The following is an 18981-nucleotide window of genomic DNA, read 5'->3' as shown; positions in this document are numbered from 1 at the left end:
ATGACAGTCTCAACTGTACGCTATCTGGTTGCCGTTACCGCCTGCGTCAGCGGCGTGGCGCATACCTATATGGCCGCCGAACGCCTGGAGAAGCTCTGCCAGCAGGAAAAATGGAACATTAAAATTGAAACCCAGGGAGCGCTGGGCACGGAAAATCGCTTAACGGAGGAGGATATCAACCGGGCGGATGTTGTGTTGCTGATTACGGATATTGAACTGGCGGGCGCGGAGCGTTTTGTTCAGTGTCGGTATGTTCAGTCAGGAATTAACGCCTTTCTTCGCGAACCTCAGCGGGTGATGAGCGCCGTGCGTAAACTGCTCACTGCGCCGCAGCATACGCATCTTATTCTGGAGTAGCCTTCTTTTCCGTCAACTGGCTGTGGTACTGCCGACGGTATTCTGACGGCGAACGCTCCGTATTTTTACGAAACAGGCGGCAGAAATAGTTGCTGTCGACAAATCCACAGGTGTGAGCCACTTCTTTGACTTTCAGATCGTAACCCTTCAGCAGCGTTTTCGCGTGTTCCAGCCGTGTGTGATTCAGATATTCGTTAAAGCCGATAGCGCCTGTTTTTTGAAACAGATGAGAAAGGTAGTTTGGCGAAATATAAAACGCCTGCGCCACCGATTCGCGGGTGAGCGGGGAAGCGTAACGCTCATCGATATAGCTGCGAATCGCTTCAAAAAGCGCCTGACTCCGTGATGCCGTCTGGATTTGGCTACCCAGCAGGTCGCGGCAGTGGCTCAACAGGCTGGCGACAATTAATCGGGCCGTCTGCTGTTCCTGCGGCTGCATCTGCATTTCATTGAGCGTTTGCAGCAGGAAGGAGCCAATACGTGGGCCTCGACGTGCGACATGCTGCTTCGCAAGATTCTGATATTGTTTGCCGTCCCAGTGAACAACGCTGAAACCTAATTGCTGCTTGCCAAACAGGATGCTGAGCGTGGTGACGGGCGTTTGCCACTGCGGGAAGTTCCAGCTGCCTGCCGGAACATACAGAACGTCGCCAGCGATGAGCGTCACGGGCGCGGCCGGGATGCCTGTATCGGTGAACTCCCCCTCCAGCACAATCTCCAGGCGTGGAAAATCAACCTGATACGCCAGTTCGGGCGCCGTACCGCTGGTATTGGCGAAAAAAACCTGCCGTAGCGCCATAGGGCCGTTAATCAGACGGGAGAGAAGGTGGCTGACGTCGTGATACATGTTGATACCTTGCAGAGCGCAGACAGAGGAAACAGTAACGTTGAACGTAAACCGCCTCAAGCGATAATTGCCGGATGGCGGTACGCGGGTTATGCATTTTGCAGGCCGGATAAGCGTCAGCGCCATCCGGCGATGCCGTTACTGATTCCCGACATGATCCCCGTAAGGCAGGGTATCGTAATCAATCAACGCGTTTTTCTTATACGGGTTGCCAATCCAGCGCGTGATCGCCTTGAACTGCGGGCTGGTGACGGAGCGCGTCGGGTCGAACCCGTCGTAGGTCAGCCCCGCTAAGTCGGACCAGGTATGGATAAGTTCAGAGCTGCTGTACTTGCGATCAACATACGCAGAGAGATCGCGCGGGTGTGCGGCCTGCCACTTTTCTGACGTCCATAACAGGAACGGCACCGTATACATATGACGCGTAGGGTTGTCTTCGTTACGTCCCTGCGTTTTGTGCGGCGGCGTGTCATACACTTCTTCACCGTGATCGGAGAAGTAGAGCAGAAAACCGTTCGGGTCAGTCGCTTTATAGTCCTTAATCAGGCTGGCGACGACATGGTCGTTATACAGATTCGCGTTATCGTAATCGTTATAAATATCCTGTTCGTCTTCGCTCACGCCCGCAGGGATATGATCGGTTTGACCGTCAAATTTTCCCTGATTCTCCGGGTAGCGGAATTTGTATTTGATATGTGTTCCCAGCAGGTGAACGATAATAAATTTCTTCGGTGCCGGGTCGGCCATCACGTCTTTAAAGGGCGCCAGAACGTTGGTGTCATATTCCCGCGCGCTTTGAGTACGCTGCTGATTCATATAAAACTGCTTGTCGGTCTGTTTCGAGAATACGGTCAGCATCGTATTACGCGCGGTCATCGTCTGCTGATTGGTGATCCAGAACGTCTTATAACCTGCCTGTTTCATCATGTTCATCAGCGACGGTTTCGTCAGATACAGATCCGGGTTCTTTTCATTGGCGAAGGTCAGCGCCTGTTGCAGAATTTCAATTGTGTATGGCCGGGAGGTGACGACGTTATTGAATACGGTCAGACCCGGGTCGCTTTTATGCAACGCGTCCAGCTCTGGCGTGGTTTCACGCGGATAACCGTACAGACTCATGCGACCACGCTGGGTTGACTCGCCGATAACCAACACTAACGTACGCGGCGCATCACCGGAGTTATCTTTAAAATTCGTTAACGGAGGCAGCGCGTTGTTCTCGTTAAGCAGGCTATTCAGCGACGTGAGTTGCTGATTATATTGATAATATCCATTGATAAACTGCCACGGCGCAGCGGGTTCCATACGCGAGGCGAGGCCGCCTAATGTCTGCTCAAACGGCTTATGTTTGATAAACGTCCCGACGGCGATCGGATGCAGAATAAGGCCGTATAACAATGCAAAGGAGACTAACCAGCGCCACTGCGCGGGAATATATATTGGCTTTAAACGCGTCCACAGCAGGATTGCCACGGCGGTATAGGCCAGGGCGATAAGGATAATCTTCAGACTGAAATACTGGCTCAAGTACTCGCTGGCTTCGTTTGCGTTTGTTTCAAACATGACATACAGAACGCTTTGCGAGAATTCCTGCCCGTAAATGACATAATAACTGAGCGCCGCCAGCGAAGAGGCCCAGAGTACAACGCCAATAACGGCGGCAATCGCGCGGGTATGACGGGGAAATAAAAATACCGGGATCAGCCAGAGCGAACTGAAAAGCAGTGAGTCACGCAGCCCGTTGGTGCCGCTATAGCCGCTGATGCAAATAACGGCCTGAAGTAATGTAGAGAAGAACCAAAAATAGAGTAGCGCCCAGCCAAGGGCTTTCCAGCTAAACGAAGGTTTAGCAGATGTGTGTGTGAAGAACATATATGAAGCCTGTTTTTATTCGAGTCGCCAACGTAGCGACAAATCATTAAGAGAACCTTAAGTATGGCGATGCCAGTGACCTATTCTTGTTGATGGCGTATTCAGCAGAGTGAACAAAACGCAGGCAGGAATATATTGAAAAACAGGCGATTATTACAGAAATATTTCAAAGCCCTCTCGCCCGGGCGGGCGAGAGGGGATATGACGATGCGTGTGGGTTAGCCGGTATTACGCATCCCCGCAGCCACGCCCGCAATCGTGACCATCAGCGCCTGTTCGACGCGCGGGTCTGGATCTTTGCCTTGCTCTTCTGCAAGACGAGAGCGGTGTAAAAGCTCCGCCTGCAATACGTTCAGCGGGTCGGTATACACATTCCTTAACTGGATAGACTCGGCAATCCACGGCAGGTCGGCCATCAGATGGGAATCGTTGGCAATCGCCAGCACCACTTTGATGTCCTCTGCCAGCAGGTTGCGTAACTCTTCACCCAGTGGCCACAGCGCTTTTTTGACCAGGCGTTGATCGTAGTATTCCGCCAGCCACAGGTCGGCTTTAGAGAACACCATCTCCAGCATGCCGAGGCGCGTGGAGAAGAACGGCCAGTCGCGGCACATGGCTTCCAGTTCGCTTTGCTTGCCATCTTCAACGACTTTTTGCAGCGCGGTGCCCGCACCCAGCCAGGCCGGGAGCATCAGGCGGTTTTGCGTCCAGGCGAAGATCCAGGGAATGGCGCGCAGGGATTCAACCCCGCCTGTCGGGCGACGTTTTGCCGGGCGCGAACCGAGCGGCAATTTGCCCAGTTCCTGTTCTGGCGTTGCGGAACGGAAGTACGGGACGAAATCTTTATTCTCGCGGACATAGCCGCGATACAGGTCGCAGGAGATCACGGACAGCTCGTCCATGATATGACGCCACGAATTTTTCGGCTCCGGCGGCGGCAGCAGGTTGGCTTCCAGAATCGCGCCGGTGTACAGGGACAGGCTGCTGATGGTGACTTCAGGCAGGCCGTACTTAAAGCGGATCATCTCACCCTGTTCGGTCACGCGCAGGCCGCCTTTCAGGCTGCCCGGCGGTTGGGAAAGCAGCGCCGCATGAGCAGGCGCGCCGCCACGGCCAATGGAACCGCCGCGACCGTGGAACAGCGTCAGTTCAATTCCGGCTTTTTCACAGGTTTTGATCAGCGCGTCCTGAGCCTGATACTGCGCCCAGGAGGCGGCCATTACGCCTGCGTCTTTCGCTGAGTCAGAGTAGCCAATCATGACCATCTGTTTGCCCTGAATAAAGCCGCGATACCAGTCGATATTCAGCAACTGGGTCATTACCGCGTCGGCGTTGTTCAGGTCGTCCAGCGTTTCGAACAGCGGCGCAACCGGCATGGCAAAGCTAATTCCGGCTTCTTTCAACAACAGATGCACGGCCAGCACGTCGGACGGCGTTTTCGCCATAGAGATAACGTAAGCGGCGATGGAACCCAGCGGCGCTTCGGCAATCACTTGACAGGTCTCAAGCACTTCGCGGGTGTCGTCGCTCGGTTCCCACTGACGAGGCAGCAGCGGACGCTTGGAGTTGAGTTCGCGGATCAGGAAAGCCTGTTTATCGGCTTCGGACCAGCTTTCATAATCACCGATGCCCAGATAACGCGTCAGCTCGCCCAGCGCTTCGGTATGGCGGGTGCTCTCCTGGCGAATATCAATGCGCACCAGCGGCACGCCAAAGCATTTCACCCGGCGCAGGGTATCAAGCAGTTCGCCATTGGCGATGATGCCCATGCCGCACGCTTGCAGAGACTGATAACAGGCGTACAGCGGCTCCCACAACTGCTCGTTTTGCGTCAGCAGGCCAGCGGGTTTCGGCAGTTTCTCGCCTTTCAGACGCGCTTCCAGCCAGGCTTGCGTTGCCATCAGGCGGGAACGCAGGCTTTTCATCAGGTAGCGGTAAGGTTCTGATGCGCCTTCTTCGCCGACCAGCGCCAGCAGTTCCGGCGTGGCGTCGACCATCGACAGCTCAGAAATCAGAACCTGAATATCTTTCAGGAACAGATCGGTGGCTTTCCAGCGGCTCAACAGGAGAACGTGGCGGGTGACATCAGCCGTTACGTTCGGGTTGCCGTCACGGTCGCCGCCCATCCAGGAGGTGAAACGCACCGGAACAAAATCCACCGGCAGTTTGTAGCCCAGATGTTCTTCCAGTTGTTCGTTCAACTCACGTAGATAATTTGGCACCCCTTCCCACAGGCTGTTTTCAACCACCGCAAAGCCCCATTTGGCTTCGTCGACCGGACTTGGGCGGTTTTTACGGATTTCATCCGTATGCCAGGACTGGGCGATCAGCTGGCGCAGACGGCGCATGAGCTGATTACGTTCGTAATCCGCGATCTCTTTGTTATCAAGCTGCTTCAGACAGGCGTTGACTTCGCCCATTTTGTGAATCAGCGTGCGGCGAGTGATCTCGGTAGGGTGTGCGGTCAGTACCAGTTCCAGAGATAGCGACTCCACCGCGTTTTTGATGGTGGCTTCGTCGAGATTGGGTTGATCTTTCAGTTTACGCAGGGTGCGAGCAATCACTTCCGGGTTGCTGGCAGCTTCGCCCTGCGGCGAAATGCTGTGGTACTGCTCGGCGGTATTGGCCAGGTTCAGGAACTGACTAAACGCGCGGGCAACAGGCAGCAGCTCGTCGTTGGACAGATTCTGTAGCGTGGTGAGCAACTCCTGGCGATTCGCTTCATTGCCAGCGCGAGATGATTTAGACAGCTTACGGATTGTTTCTACGCGATCAAGAATGTTCTCTCCCAGCGCATCCTTGATGGTTTCTCCCAGCACTTTGCCGAGCATACTGACATTACTACGCAACGCGGAATATTGTTCGTTCATATGATCCCAGACACCCCATCTGTTTTGAATATGTCCTGTATCTTTCGCGTCACAGCGGCGTTGGCTGCAACGTGAAATCTTTCGGACTTTAATTTTTTACATCACTTCTTATCTTTATAAAGCCACGTAAAACACCTGACGTCAATTGCTGCGAAATCGGTTCAGCAAACGAATAAATGACGGGAATTTACGTAATTTAATTCACATCGAATCAAATAAGCGTTGCTTATGGAAATGTTAATAAATCACCTCGTTTACCACTAAAGGGTTAGCGAGGTGATAAGCAGTTAATGCCAGCAGAAATGATGGACAACCTGCGTAATCAGCTCGCGGGTTGGCTTGATAAAACGTGTTTCCAGATATTCATCCGGCTGGTGCGCCTGATTAATCGAACCCGGGCCAAGCACCAGCGTCGGGCACAAGGTCTGGATAAACGGCGCTTCGGTGCAGTAGTTCACCACTTCGGTTTGCGCGCCCAGCAGTTTCTCGACCACTTCCACCAGTTGATGGTCAGGCGGGCATTCGTAGCCGGGAATCGGCGGATGCAGTTCGGACACCGTCAGACGGCCCGGCCAGCGTTCGCTCACGGGCGCCAGCGCATCGTTGAGCAATCCGTTGAGATCGTTCAGCGTCATGCCCGGCAGCGGGCGAATATCCATATGCAACTCGCAACAGGCGCAGATACGGTTCGCGGCGTCGCCACCGTGAATGTGGCCCAGGTTTAATGTCGGATAAGGAACGGTAAACGCCGCGTAGTGATAACGTTCTTTCAGGTCATCGCGCAGCTGCATGATGCGGCCAATGGCGTCGTGCATCAGCTCAATGGCGTTAACCCCGCGCGCCGGATCGCTGGAGTGGCCCGATTGCCCCAGAATGCGGATGGCGTTTGAAATGTGGCCTTTGTGCGCACGCACCGGTTGCAGGGACGTTGGTTCACCGATGATCGCGCAGTCCGGGCGCAGGGCGGTGGTTTCAGCAAAATAGCGCGCGCCCGCCATGCTGGTCTCTTCATCGGCGGTAGCCAGAATATACAGCGGTTTTTTCAGCGTCGTCACATCCACGTCACGCAGGGCATCGAGGATAAAAGCAAAGAAGCCTTTCATGTCCGCCGTACCCAGCCCGTAGAGCTTGTTATCGTGCTCGGTCAGCGTGAACGGATCGCGCGTCCAGCGTCCGTCGTCAAAGGGAACGGTATCGGTATGGCCCGCCAGCAACAAACCGCCAGCACCCTGTCCGGTGCTTGCCAGCATATTGAATTTATTGCGCGTACCGGGGACTGCCTGAACCTCAACCTTGAAGCCCAGATCTTTAAACCAGTCTGCCAGCAGAGTGATTAAAGACGCATTACTTTGATCGAGCGCTTCTTCGGTAGCGCTAATCGACGGTGTGGCAATCAGAGCGCGGTAAATCTCGATAAATGGCGGTAAAGTGTTTTTCATTGTTGACACACCTCGGGTCATGATAGTATCAATATTCATGCATTATTTGTGAATAAAAATACATTAACGTTGAGCGTAAGAAAACCCACCAACTGTAAGGTGAAGTTGTTACGGCTTAACCAGGCAACCAGACATAAGAAGGTGAACAGCCCCGATGTTGAATACGCTGATTGTGGGTGCCAGCGGTTACGCTGGCGCAGAGCTTGTGACCTATGTAAATCGTCATCCTGATATGACCATAACCGCTTTAACCGTCTCAGCGCAAAGCAATGATGCAGGAAAGCTAATCTCTGATTTACATCCGCAGTTAAAAGGCATTGTCGATCTGCCATTGCAGCCAATGTCTGATATTAGCGAGTTCAGCGGCGGGGTGGATGTGGTGTTTCTCGCCACCGCGCATGAAGTGAGCCACGACCTGGCCCCGCAGTTCCTGAATGCGGGCTGCGTTGTGTTTGATCTCTCCGGTGCGTTCCGGGTTAATGATAGCGCCTTCTACGAAAAATATTATGGCTTTACCCATCAGCACCCTGAGCTGCTGGAACAGGCGGTGTATGGCCTGGCGGAGTGGAGCGCGGACAAGCTAAAAGAATCGAATCTGATTGCGGTGCCGGGATGCTATCCGACGGCGGCGCAATTGTCGTTAAAACCGCTGATTGACGCAGGCCTGCTGGATCTCAACCAGTGGCCGGTCATTAACGCAACCAGCGGCGTGAGCGGCGCCGGGCGTAAAGCGGCGCTTTCGAACAGTTTCTGTGAAGTCAGCCTGCAACCGTATGGCGTCTTTACCCATCGTCATCAGCCGGAAATCGCCACCCATCTGGGGGCTGAGGTTATTTTCACGCCGCATCTGGGGAACTTCCCGCGCGGGATTCTGGAAACGATCACCTGCCGCCTGAAAGCTGGCGTTACCCATACTCAGGTGGCGCAGGCGTTGCAGCAGGCGTATGGCGACAAGCCGCTGGTGCGGCTATATGACAAGGGCGTTCCGGCGCTGAAGAATGTGGTCGGGCTGCCGTTCTGCGATATTGGTTTTGCCGTTCAGGGCGAGCACCTGATCGTGGTGGCGACCGAAGATAACCTGTTGAAAGGCGCAGCGGCGCAGGCAGTGCAGTGCGCAAATATCCGTTTCGGCTTTGCTGAAACGCAGTCTCTTATTTAAGGGTGCAATGATGAATCCATTAATTATCAAGCTGGGCGGCGTATTACTGGATAGCGAAGAGGCGCTGGAGCGTCTGTTTACCGCGCTGGTCAATTACCGCGAGTCGCATCAGCGTCCGCTGATTATCGTGCACGGCGGCGGCTGCGTTGTGGATGAGCTGATGAAACAGTTAAATTTGCCGGTGAAAAAGAAAAATGGCCTGCGCGTGACGCCCGCCGATCAGATTGACATCATCACCGGCGCGCTGGCGGGAACCGCCAATAAAACCTTGCTGGCGTGGGCGAAAAAACACCATATCGCGTCCGTTGGCCTGTATCTCGGCGACGGCGATAGCGTAAAAGTGACTCAGCTCGATGAAGAGTTGGGCCACGTTGGACTGGCGCAGCCTGGTTCGCCTAAGCTGATTAACACGCTGCTGGAAGGCGGCTTCTTGCCGGTGGTCAGTTCCATTGGCGTGACCGAAGAAGGGCAACTGATGAACGTCAATGCCGATCAGGCGGCGACGGCGCTGGCGGCAACGCTGGGGGCGGATCTGATCCTGCTTTCTGATGTAAGCGGTATTCTGGATGGCAAAGGTCAGCGTATTGCCGAGATGACGGCGGCCAAAGCGGAACAGCTGATCGATCAGGGCATCATTACCGACGGCATGATTGTGAAGGTGAACGCGGCGCTGGACGCCGCCCGCACGCTGGGGCGCCCGGTGGATATCGCCTCCTGGCGTCATGCCGAGCAGCTTCCGGCGTTGTTTAACGGTACGCCGATCGGTACGCGTATTCTGGCTTAAACTATTTTGTGCCCGATGGCGACCACGCCTTATCGGGCCTGGGTGAACCGAACCTATAGGCCGGATAAGCTAAGCGCCATCCGGCATTGAAATTCAAGATATTAAGGAAGCATGTTATGGCACTTTGGGGTGGGCGTTTTACACAGGCAGCGGATCAACGGTTCAAACAGTTTAATGACTCATTGCGCTTTGATTACCGCCTGGCCGAGCAGGATATCGTCGGCTCTGTGGCCTGGTCCAAAGCTCTGGTCACGGTTGGGGTGTTGACTGCGGATGAGCAACTGCAACTGGAAGAGGCGCTGAGCGCGCTGCTGGAAGAGGTTCGGGTGAATCCGCAGCAGATTCTGGAAAGCGACGCGGAAGATATTCACAGCTGGGTGGAAGGCAAACTGATCGATAAAGTCGGCCAGTTGGGTAAAAAGCTGCACACCGGGCGCAGTCGTAACGACCAGGTTGCGACCGACCTGAAGCTATGGTGCAAAGATACGGTCACCGAGCTGCTGTCTGCTAACCGTCAGTTACAAAGCGCGCTGGTAGAGACGGCGCAGAATAATCAGGATGCCGTCATGCCGGGGTACACCCATCTGCAACGCGCGCAGCCGGTGACGTTTGCCCACTGGTGCCTGGCGTATGTGGAAATGCTGGCGCGTGATGAGAGCCGCTTGCAGGATGCGCTCAAGCGTCTGGACGTCAGCCCGTTAGGCTGCGGCGCGCTGGCGGGTACGGCGTATGAAATCGACCGTGAACAGCTGGCAGGCTGGCTGGGCTTTGCCTCGGCGACGCGTAACAGTCTGGACAGCGTGTCCGATCGCGACCATGTGCTGGAACTGCTGTCCGACGCGTCTATCGGCATGGTTCACCTGTCGCGCTTTGCGGAAGACCTGATTTTCTTTAATACCGGTGAAGCGGGCTTCGTGGAACTCTCCGATCGCGTGACGTCGGGTTCATCGCTGATGCCGCAGAAGAAAAACCCGGATGCGCTGGAACTGATCCGTGGCAAGTGCGGTCGTGTGCAGGGGGCGTTAACGGCGATGATGATGACGCTGAAAGGCCTGCCGCTGGCGTACAACAAAGATATGCAGGAAGACAAAGAAGGGCTGTTTGATGCGCTCGACACCTGGCTGGACTGCCTGCACATGGCGGCGCTGGTGCTGGACGGCATTCAGGTAAAACGTCCGCGCTGCCAGGAAGCGGCGCAGCAGGGCTATGCGAATGCGACTGAGCTGGCGGATTATCTGGTTGCCAAAGGCGTGCCGTTCCGTGAAGCGCACCATATTGTGGGCGAAACGGTGGTGGAAGCGATTCGACAGGGAAAACCGCTGGAAGATCTGTCACTGGCTGACCTGCAAAAATTTAGCGCTGTGATTGGCGATGATGTGTATCCGATTCTGTCGCTGCAATCATGCCTGGATAAACGTGCGGCGAAAGGCGGTGTTTCACCGCAGCAGGTTGCGCAGGCGATCGACTACGCGAAGGCGCGTCTGGCGTAACTGGCGTGGTGCCGGATGACGCCTTATCCGGCCTACAAAAAATTGTGAACCGTCGCCATCCGGCAACAGTCATCAGAGCCTGGCATTACGTCGGGCTTATTTATGCAAAAAAAAAGCGGACCATAGGGTCCGCAAAAGTTCACGTTGGCTTTAGTTATTTCGAGTTGAGAAAAACTCTTTGAACGGGCGGTGACTTCAAGGGTTAAAGAGGTACCGCTCCGTTTCTGTGATGTATTATTAGACAGAAAGCTTGATAGGGATAATCGTTCGTTGCTATGCTACCTATCGCCATGAACTATCGTGGCGACGGAGGATGAATAATGAATATTCGTGATCTTGAATACCTGGTGGCATTAGCCGAACACCGCCATTTCCGGCGTGCGGCGGACTCCTGTCACGTCAGCCAGCCGACGCTCAGCGGGCAAATCCGTAAGCTGGAAGATGAACTGGGCGTAATGCTGCTGGAGCGTACGAGTCGTAAAGTTCTGTTCACCCAGGCAGGTTTACTGCTGGTGGATCAGGCGCGCACCGTGCTGCGTGAGGTCAAAGTGCTCAAGGAGATGGCAAGCCAGCAAGGTGAGACGATGTCTGGCCCATTGCATATCGGCCTGATCCCAACGGTTGGCCCTTATCTGCTGCCGCATATTATTCCGATGCTGCATCAGACCTTCCCGAAGCTGGAAATGTATCTGCATGAAGCGCAGACGCACCAGCTGCTGGCGCAACTGGACAGCGGCAAGCTTGACTGCGTGATCCTGGCGCTGGTGAAAGAGAGCGAGGCGTTTATCGAAGTGCCGCTGTTTGATGAACCCATGATGCTGGCGATCTATGAGGATCACCCGTGGGCGAATCGCGATCGTGTGCCGATGTCCGATCTGGCGGGTGAAAAACTGCTGATGCTGGAAGACGGGCACTGCCTGCGCGATCAGGCGATGGGCTTCTGCTTTGAGGCGGGCGCGGATGAAGACACCCATTTCCGGGCGACCAGTCTGGAAACGCTGCGCAACATGGTTGCGGCGGGGAGCGGTATTACCTTACTGCCTGCGCTGGCGGTTCCGCAGGAGCGTAAGCGTGATGGCGTAGTCTACCTGCCGTGCATTAAGCCGGAGCCTAAGCGTACGGTTGGGTTGGTTTATCGTCCGGGATCGCCGCTGCGCAGTCGCTATGAGCAACTGGCGGAGGCCATCCGTGCAGAGATGGATGGCCATTTCGACAAAGCGTTAAAACAGGCGGTTTAAGCCGTTTAGCGCCGCTACCCGATAGGCTTCCGCCATTGTCGGGTAGTTAAAGGTGGTGTTAACGAAGTACTCAATGGTGTTACCGCCGCCTTTCTGTTCCATAATCGCCTGGCCGATGTGAATAATTTCGGCCGCGCGTTCGCCAAAGCAGTGAATCCCCAGAATCTCTTTTGTTTCCCGATGGAACAGGATCTTCAGCGTTCCCACGTTCATCCCGACGATTTGCGCGCGCGCCAGGTGCTTAAACTGCGCACGTCCGACTTCGTAAGGCACTTTCATCGCCGTCAATTGCTGCTCGGTTTTGCCGACAGAGCTGATTTCCGGGATGGTGTAAATCCCGGTAGGGATATCTTCAATAAGATGGGCGGTCGCTTCGCCTTTCACCAGCGCCTGCGCGGCAATTCGACCCTGGTCGTAAGCGGCGGAAGCCAGACTCGGATAGCCAATCACATCGCCCACCGCGTAAATGTGCGGCAGCGCGGTCTGGTACATGCTGTTGACCTTGAGTTGCCCACGGCTGTCGGTTTCCAGACCGATATTTCCCAGCGCCAGTGAATCGGTGTTACCGGTGCGTCCGTTGGCGTACAGCAGACAGTCGGCCTTCAGCTTTTTACCGGATTTCAGGTGCATAATGACGCCGTCGTCGCAGCCTTCGATCTTCTCGTACTCTTCGTTATGGCGAATAACCACGCCGCTGTTCCAGAAGTGGTAAGAGAGAGAGTCGGACATCTCCTGATCAAGAAACGCCAGCAGACGGTCGCGGGTGTTAATCAAATCAACTTTGACGTCCATTCCCCGGAAGATTGACGCATATTCGCAGCCGATCACCCCGGCGCCATAGATGATGACGTGACGAGGTTCGTGATGCAGGCTAAGGATTGAGTCGCTGTCGTAAATACGTGGATGCGCGAAATCAACGTCGGCCGGGTGATAAGGACGCGACCCGCAGGCAATCACGAATTTCTCCGCCGTCAGGGTTTCGACCGTGCCGTCGTGGCACTCCAGCGCGAGGGTGTTTTCGTCAACAAAATGCGCATTACCCTGCAATATTTCACAGTGGTTGCGCTCATAAAAGCCCTGCCGCATGCGCGTTTGTTGATTAATGACGTTATCGGCATGGTTGAGAATATCGGCAAAGGAAGAACGAAGTAGTCGGGAGTGGTCGCTGTAGAGGGGGTTCTGGTTGAATTCGATGATACGGCTGACGGCATGGCGGAGCGCTTTCGACGGGATGGTGCCCCAGTGGGTACAACCGCCGCCAACGTTGTGATAACGCTCAATAACGGCGACGCGCGCTCCTTGCTTAACCAGACCCATTGCAGCGCCTTCGCCGCCGGGGCCTGAACCTATGACGATTGCATCATAATCCCAGGAATGTGGCATGGTATTACTCACCTGTTTTTATACATAAAATAAACACGATGATAACATTCGCGCGCCTTTAACCCAATTATCGTTGTGCTTTTTTGTGGAGCTGGAGCACAAACAGCCTGTAAACAATCATTCACAAAGCTGAACAAACAGATTAAGTTTGTTCTCTGGTATAGTGCCAGATAAGGCATATGGAAGGATTCAGACATCGTGATGGGCGTTAGAGCGCAACAAAAAGAAAAAACCCGGCGTTCGCTGGTAGAAGCCGCATTCAGTCAACTGAGCGCCGAACGGAGTTTCGCCAGTCTCAGTTTACGCGAAGTAGCGCGTGAAGCGGGCATTGCGCCAACCTCATTTTATCGCCATTTCCGCGATGTGGATGAGCTTGGCCTGACGATGGTGGATGAGAGCGGTTTAATGCTGCGCCAGCTGATGCGCCAGGCGCGTCAGCGTATTGCCAAAGGCGGCAGTGTGATCCGTACCTCGGTCTCCACATTTATGGAGTTCATCGGCAACAATCCTAACGCCTTCCGTTTATTATTGCGTGAACGTTCCGGCACCTCGGCCGCGTTTCGCGCCGCAGTCGCGCGTGAGATTCAGCATTTCATCGCGGAACTTGCGGACTATCTGGAACTCGAAAACCATATGCCGCGCGCGTTCACTGAAGCGCAAGCCGAAGCGATGGTGACGATTGTGTTTAGTGCAGGTGCCGAGGCGCTGGATGTTGGTGCGGAACAACGCCGACAGCTGGAAGAGCGGCTGGTACTGCAACTGCGCATGATTGCGAAAGGGGCATATTACTGGTACCGCCGTGAACAAGAGAAGATGGCACATCACTCCGAGTAACGTGAAGGACGAGCAATGAAACAGTCAGGTCAAGATAAAGGTACGCTGTTGCTGGCGCTGGTCGCTGGCTTATCGATCAATGGCACATTCGCGGCGCTGTTTAGCTCCATCGTGCCGTTTTCTGTATTCCCGATTATCGCGCTGGTGCTGGCGGTTTATTGCCTGCATCAACGTTATCAAAACCGCACTATGCCTGTCGGCTTGCCGGGGCTGGCTGCCGCCTGTTTTATCCTCGGCGTGCTGTTGTACAGCACCGTGGTACGTGCGGAATACCCGGATATCGGTTCTAACTTCTTCCCGGCGGTGCTGTCGGTGATTCTGGTGTTCTGGATTGGCTTTAAGATGCGTAACCGCAAGCAGGAAGTCGCGGAGTAATGCCGGATGGCGGCGTAAACGCCTTATCCGGCCTACGATGATTTGTAGGCCCGGCAAGCGCAGCGCCACCGGGCATATCGCCGGATGGCGGCGTAACCACTTTATCCGGCCTACGTTTTACCTGGCAGTGAGTAACACGCCGCATTCCATATGGTGCGTATACGGGAACTGATCGAACAGAGCCAGACGTGACACATTGTGCGTCTGGCTTAATGTTTCCAGGTTCTTACACAGCGTCTCCGGGTTGCAGGAGATGTACAAAATACGCGGATATGCCTGCACCATTTTCTCGGTTTCACTGTCCAGCCCGCTACGCGGCGGATCGACAAAAATCGTTTCACACTGATAGCTCTTCAGGTCGATGCCCTGCAAACGGTTAAACTCGCGTACTCCGTTCATCGCCTGCGTAAACTCTTCGGCGGCCATACGGATAATCTGCACGTTATCAATATGGTTAGCGGCAATGTTGTACTGCGCTGCGGCGACTGACGGTTTGGCGATTTCCGTTGCCAGCACCCGGTCGAAGTTACGCGCCAGAGCCAATGAGAAGTTGCCGTTGCCGCAGTACAGTTCAAGCAGGTCGCCTTTCGACGCTTTGGTTGCATCCAGCGCCCACTCCAGCATCTGAATATTCATTGCGGCATTGGGCTGCGTGAAGCTGTTCTCTACCTGACGGTAGATCATCTCTTTTCCCGCCACGGGCAGACGTTCGTCAATGTAATCCTGATCCAGCTCGATTTTGGTTTTGGTCGCCCGGCCAATCAGATGCACATTCAGGTTTTGCGCTCGCAGCGCATCCCGCAGCGTTTCCGCTTCCTGGCGCCACTCATCATCCAGCTTTTTATGGTACAGCAGCGAAACCACCGCCTGATTGCTCATCGTGGTGAGGTAATCAATCTGGAACAGCTTATGGCGCAGGACGCGATTATGGCGCACGCCTTCAATCATCGCCGTCATCAGCTGGTTAATCAGCTCGCTGGCCGCCGGGAAGCTGTCGACGCGGATACGGCTTTTCGTCTGCTGATCAAAAATGATGTGATACAGGTCGTCGCCGTCATGCCACAGGCGAAATTCGGCGCGCATCCGATAATGGCTGACTGGCGAGCGAAACACTTCCGGGACCAGGTCAGAAAACGGCGCCATCATACTCTGCAAGCGCACCACTTTTTCGGCTAGCTGCGCGTCATACTGTTCTGTCGGAAGGTGTTCGGGGGTCATGATGCATCCTGAAAAATAAAAGTACGCGGGGATTGTAGGGATTGCTCATCAGATGTCCAGTCATTGATGATTTCCGATATTGTGATATGCGGTCTGGACGTAGATTGTTACAGAATGTAGCATCCGTGAGCCGGTCCTGTGAGTTAATAGGGAATCCAGTGCGAATCTGGAGCTGACGCGCAGCGGTAAGGAAAGGTGAGATGAGAGCATAAGCAGACACTGCCACCCGGCGGGAAGTCATCATCTCTTGTATCCTGAGGATAACCTTCCAAGCCCGAAGACCTGCCGGCTAACGTCGCATCTGGTGTTCATCATCGCGTACTATCGATGAAGCCTGCGGCATCCTTCTTATATTGTGGATGCTTTACAATGATTAAAAAATCTTCGCTGCTGACGGCGCTCTCCGTCACGGCATTTTCTGGCTGGGCGCAGGATACTAACCCAGACACCCTGATCGTCACCGCAAATCGTTTTCAACAACCTGTTAATACCGTACTGGCGCCTGCTGATGTTGTGACGCGTGAGGATATCGACCGCTGGCAAGCGAAGAATTTGAATGATGTGATGCGCCGCCTGCCGGGCGTTGATATCAATCAAAACGGCGGCATAGGGCAGTCTTCTTCTTTGTTTATTCGTGGTACGGAAGCCAAACAGGTATTGGTTCTGGTCGATGGTGTTCCCATGACCCGCCCTGGCATTACGAATAACCCCGATCTGAATCAGATTCCAATATCGCTGGTGCAACGCGTGGAATACATTCGTGGACCACGTTCCGCGATTTATGGTTCCGGCGCAATGGGTGGGGTCATTAACGTTATTACGCACTCCGATCAAGAACAGTCAAAAATTACTGCGGGTGTTGGTTCAAAAGGTTATCAGCAATATGACGGTACGTTGCGCCATCGCTTTGGCGACACTGTCGCCACGGTAGCGGGTTCTTATGAGGGCAATAAAGGCTTTAACGTACAGCCCGGCTCAACCTGGGATCACGATCGCGACCGCGATGGTTTTCGCAGCAAGGCATTCTGGGGCAGCCTCGAACATAAATTTAATGATAATTTCGATGGTTTTTTCCGTGGTCACAGTTATACCAACAACTCTGATTACGATCTGGGAAGCCCGCCGTCTATTCCGGCCTACAGTGCTGATGAATCGCAACTCTACAATCAGAGCTGGGACGCAGGTCTGAAATTCAACTCCGGGATTTACTCTTCACAACTTCTCGCCAGCTACCAGAAGGTGAAGGACTATAACTACAGCAGTATTTATGGTCGCTATCATGACGGTACGACGCTCGATCGCATGACCCAGCGTAACCTGCAATGGGGTAATAACCTTATCGTGGGGCACGGTTCCGTTAGCGCGGGCGTAGACTGGCAGCAGCAGCGTTTGACCTCATCCGATACCGTGATGTCGGACACATATAAACGCGATAACACCGGTTTATACCTGACCGGTCAGCAACAATTCGGCGATGTAACGCTGGAGGCTTCAGGGCGTGAAGATCATGATGAACAGTTTGGCTGGCATGGCACCTGGCAGACGACGGCTGGATGGGAGTTTATCGACAACTATCGAGTAACTATCGGCTATGGTACCGGGTTCCTGTCTCCATCTCTGGGGCAGCAGTTTGGTTCTACCCGTTTTGGCATCAACGCGAATCCTAACCTGAAACCGGAAGAGTCTAAACAGTGGGAGGCCGGGCTGGAAGGGCTCACTGGTCCGCTGGACTGGCGCCTGTCTGCCTACCATTACAAGATTACTAACCTGATCACTTACTACTTTGATCCAAACACCTACCAGGGTGAGTATGACAATATTGATGCGGCAACCATTAAAGGCGTGGAATGGACGGGCAGCTTTGATACCGGCATCTTTAGCCATCGTGTTACGTTGCAATATGTCGATCCGCGTAATGACGACAACGGTGAAGTGTTAGCCCGACGCTCGAAGCGCCAGGCGAAGTATCAACTGGACTGGACGATGTTTAACGTCGATATGGATGTATCGTGGCAGTATTACGGCAAGCGCTACGATAACAACACCTCCCAGTACAATAACACCCAGCAAATCTTGCCGAGCTATAGCACTGTTGATGTTTCTGCATCGTATCCGATCACCGATCGCCTGACAGTTCGTGGTAAAATCGCCAACCTGTTCGATAAAGATTACGAGACAGCTTATGGCTACCAAACTGCAGGACGAGAGTACTACTTGTCTGGCAGCTACACCTTCTGATCCACGTCCCACCGTGCTGGTGTTTGATTCCGGCGTCGGTGGGTTGTCGGTCTACGATGAGATTCGGCATCTCCTGCCGAATCTCCACTATATATATGCTTTCGATAACGTCGCGTTTCCTTACGGGGAAAAGAGCGAAGCGTTTATTGTCGAGCGCGTCGTCGAGATCGTTACCGCAGTGCAGCAGCGTTATCCTCTCTCACTTGCGGTAATCGCCTGTAATACGGCCAGCACGGTTTCTCTTCCTGCATTGCGTGAAAAATTCGCGTTCCCGGTTGTGGGCGTCGTACCTGCGATTAAACCCGCAGCGAGGCTGACCGCCAACGGCATCGTCGGGTTGCTGGCAACGCGTGGCACGGTAAAACGCCCTTATACCCATGAGCTGATAGCGCGATTCGCGAATGAATGTCAGATAGCGATGTTGGGATCGGCAGAACTGGTGGAGCTGGCGGAAGCCAAACTGCACGGTGAACCCGTATCGCTGGAAGAACTACGCCGTATCCTGAGACCCTGGCTGCGGATGCCGGAACCGCCCGACACGGTTGTTCTGGGATGTACCCATTTCCCTCTATTACAGGAAGAACTGTTGCAGGTCCTTCCTGAAGGGACAAGGCTGGTGGATTCCGGGGCGGCGATTGCGCGTCGCACAGCCTGGTTGTTAGAGCATGAAGCGCCGGATGCCAAATCAGCGGAGGCTAATATTGCTTTCTGCATGGCAATGACGCCAGAGACCGAGCAATTAATACCCGTTTTACAGCGTTACGGTTTCGAAACGCTCGAAAAACTGGCGGTTTGAGGTGGTTTTGCTTAAAAAGAAAGCAGTCGGAAAATAATTTTAAATTTCCCCTTGTCAGGCCGGAATAACTCCCTATAATGC

At 54.2% G+C, this 18981-nt stretch carries 15 protein-coding genes and 1 riboswitch; of the genes, 9 read left to right on the top strand and 6 right to left on the bottom strand.

The features are described from left to right. Complete coding sequence (locus OGV79_RS05235; protein WP_047459781.1) at nucleotides 1-357, top strand: PTS fructose-like transporter subunit IIB; 357 nt, start codon at nucleotides 1-3, stop codon at nucleotides 355-357. Here the strand turns inward: OGV79_RS05235 and OGV79_RS05230 are convergent. The 4 genes from OGV79_RS05230 to argE form a co-directional block, all read right to left on the bottom strand. Then, nucleotides 344-1204, bottom strand: coding sequence for an AraC family transcriptional regulator (locus tag OGV79_RS05230; RefSeq protein WP_058668390.1), 861 nt, complete (start codon nucleotides 1202-1204; stop codon nucleotides 344-346). The genes OGV79_RS05235 and OGV79_RS05230 overlap by 14 nt on opposite strands. A gap of 138 nt (nucleotides 1205-1342) precedes the next feature. After that, nucleotides 1343-3076, bottom strand: a complete 1734-nt coding sequence (locus OGV79_RS05225) for a phosphoethanolamine transferase CptA (protein ID WP_286468012.1) — start codon at nucleotides 3074-3076, stop codon at nucleotides 1343-1345. Nucleotides 3077-3294: 218 nt separating this feature from the next. Further along, nucleotides 3295-5946: a phosphoenolpyruvate carboxylase gene (gene ppc, locus OGV79_RS05220; protein ID WP_012133836.1), complete on the bottom strand. Its 2652-nt coding sequence runs from the start codon at nucleotides 5944-5946 to the stop codon at nucleotides 3295-3297. Nucleotides 5947-6233: 287 nt separating this feature from the next. Beyond that, nucleotides 6234-7385 (bottom strand): acetylornithine deacetylase, encoded by a 1152-nt coding sequence (argE, locus tag OGV79_RS05215; RefSeq protein WP_024130656.1) that lies wholly within the window; start codon nucleotides 7383-7385, stop codon nucleotides 6234-6236. Nucleotides 7386-7539: 154 nt separating this feature from the next. Here argE and argC point away from each other — a divergent pair, with 154 nt between their 5' ends. The 4 genes from argC to oxyR all read left to right on the top strand — a co-directional run bounded on the left by argC (nucleotide 7540) and on the right by oxyR (nucleotide 12056). Next, a complete protein-coding gene (gene argC, locus OGV79_RS05210; protein WP_286468005.1) occupies nucleotides 7540-8544 on the top strand; it encodes an N-acetyl-gamma-glutamyl-phosphate reductase in 1005 nt (334 codons plus the stop codon). Between the two features lie 7 nt (nucleotides 8545-8551). Next, the gene (gene argB / locus OGV79_RS05205; RefSeq protein ID WP_012133833.1) at nucleotides 8552-9328 is read left to right on the top strand and encodes an acetylglutamate kinase; all 777 of its coding nucleotides are present in this window, start codon (nucleotides 8552-8554) and stop codon (nucleotides 9326-9328) included. 116 nt (nucleotides 9329-9444) lie between these two features. Next, a complete protein-coding gene (gene argH / locus OGV79_RS05200) occupies nucleotides 9445-10818 on the top strand; it encodes an argininosuccinate lyase (protein ID WP_012133832.1) in 1374 nt (457 codons plus the stop codon). 320 nt (nucleotides 10819-11138) lie between these two features. Beyond that, complete coding sequence (gene oxyR / locus OGV79_RS05195; protein ID WP_012133831.1) at nucleotides 11139-12056, top strand: DNA-binding transcriptional regulator OxyR; 918 nt, start codon at nucleotides 11139-11141, stop codon at nucleotides 12054-12056. Here oxyR and sthA read toward each other — a convergent pair. Further along, nucleotides 12039-13439 (bottom strand): Si-specific NAD(P)(+) transhydrogenase, encoded by a 1401-nt coding sequence (sthA, locus tag OGV79_RS05190; protein ID WP_012133830.1) that lies wholly within the window; start codon nucleotides 13437-13439, stop codon nucleotides 12039-12041. The genes oxyR and sthA overlap by 18 nt on opposite strands. Nucleotides 13440-13637: 198 nt before the next feature. Between sthA and fabR the strand changes: the two genes are divergently transcribed. Both fabR and OGV79_RS05180 read left to right on the top strand, forming a co-directional pair. Further along, nucleotides 13638-14273, top strand: a complete 636-nt coding sequence (gene fabR, locus OGV79_RS05185) for an HTH-type transcriptional repressor FabR (protein ID WP_047459767.1) — start codon at nucleotides 13638-13640, stop codon at nucleotides 14271-14273. 15 nt (nucleotides 14274-14288) lie between these two features. Beyond that, nucleotides 14289-14648: a YijD family membrane protein gene (locus OGV79_RS05180; RefSeq protein ID WP_012133827.1), complete on the top strand. Its 360-nt coding sequence runs from the start codon at nucleotides 14289-14291 to the stop codon at nucleotides 14646-14648. Nucleotides 14649-14765: 117 nt separating this feature from the next. Here the strand turns inward: OGV79_RS05180 and trmA are convergent, their stop codons facing one another. Beyond that, complete coding sequence (gene trmA, locus OGV79_RS05175) at nucleotides 14766-15866, bottom strand: tRNA (uridine(54)-C5)-methyltransferase TrmA (protein WP_047459762.1); 1101 nt, start codon at nucleotides 15864-15866, stop codon at nucleotides 14766-14768. Between the two features lie 114 nt (nucleotides 15867-15980). After that, nucleotides 15981-16170: riboswitch (cobalamin riboswitch) on the top strand. A gap of 65 nt (nucleotides 16171-16235) precedes the next feature. On the opposite strand from trmA, the gene btuB reads away from it, so the two are divergent. Continuing rightward, on the top strand, nucleotides 16236-18104 hold the full coding sequence (btuB, locus tag OGV79_RS05170) for a TonB-dependent vitamin B12 receptor BtuB (protein ID WP_286467999.1): 1869 nt from the start codon (nucleotides 16236-16238) through the stop codon (nucleotides 18102-18104). After that, nucleotides 18049-18900 (top strand): glutamate racemase, encoded by an 852-nt coding sequence (murI, locus tag OGV79_RS05165; protein ID WP_024130654.1) that lies wholly within the window; start codon nucleotides 18049-18051, stop codon nucleotides 18898-18900. The genes btuB and murI overlap by 56 nt, the downstream gene beginning before the upstream one ends. Nucleotides 18901-18981: the final 81 nt, after the last annotated feature.

It is taken from the genome of Citrobacter sp. CK185 (genome assembly GCF_030333565.1).
GTDB classification, from domain to species: Bacteria; Pseudomonadota; Gammaproteobacteria; order Enterobacterales; family Enterobacteriaceae; genus Citrobacter_B; species Citrobacter_B koseri.
This window is presented reverse-complemented; position numbering and strand designations above follow the sequence as displayed.

Bases quoted from the DNA above. Each gene is read 5' to 3' on its own strand.
- OGV79_RS05235 (WP_047459781.1), top strand. From the start codon at position 1: ATGACAGTCTCAACTGTACGCTATCTGGTTGCCGTTACCGCCTGCGTC.
- OGV79_RS05230 (WP_058668390.1), bottom strand. From the start codon at position 1,204: ATGTATCACGACGTCAGCCACCTTCTCTCCCGTCTGATTAACGGCCCT.
- OGV79_RS05225 (WP_286468012.1), bottom strand. From the start codon at position 3,076: ATGTTCTTCACACACACATCTGCTAAACCTTCGTTTAGCTGGAAAGCC.
- ppc (WP_012133836.1), bottom strand. From the start codon at position 5,946: ATGAACGAACAATATTCCGCGTTGCGTAGTAATGTCAGTATGCTCGGC.
- argE (WP_024130656.1), bottom strand. From the start codon at position 7,385: ATGAAAAACACTTTACCGCCATTTATCGAGATTTACCGCGCTCTGATT.
- argC (WP_286468005.1), top strand. From the start codon at position 7,540: ATGTTGAATACGCTGATTGTGGGTGCCAGCGGTTACGCTGGCGCAGAG.
- argB (WP_012133833.1), top strand. From the start codon at position 8,552: ATGATGAATCCATTAATTATCAAGCTGGGCGGCGTATTACTGGATAGC.
- argH (WP_012133832.1), top strand. From the start codon at position 9,445: ATGGCACTTTGGGGTGGGCGTTTTACACAGGCAGCGGATCAACGGTTC.
- oxyR (WP_012133831.1), top strand. From the start codon at position 11,139: ATGAATATTCGTGATCTTGAATACCTGGTGGCATTAGCCGAACACCGC.
- sthA (WP_012133830.1), bottom strand. From the start codon at position 13,439: ATGCCACATTCCTGGGATTATGATGCAATCGTCATAGGTTCAGGCCCC.
- OGV79_RS05180 (WP_012133827.1), top strand. From the start codon at position 14,289: ATGAAACAGTCAGGTCAAGATAAAGGTACGCTGTTGCTGGCGCTGGTC.
- trmA (WP_047459762.1), bottom strand. From the start codon at position 15,866: ATGACCCCCGAACACCTTCCGACAGAACAGTATGACGCGCAGCTAGCC.
- btuB (WP_286467999.1), top strand. From the start codon at position 16,236: ATGATTAAAAAATCTTCGCTGCTGACGGCGCTCTCCGTCACGGCATTT.
- murI (WP_024130654.1), top strand. From the start codon at position 18,049: ATGGCTACCAAACTGCAGGACGAGAGTACTACTTGTCTGGCAGCTACA.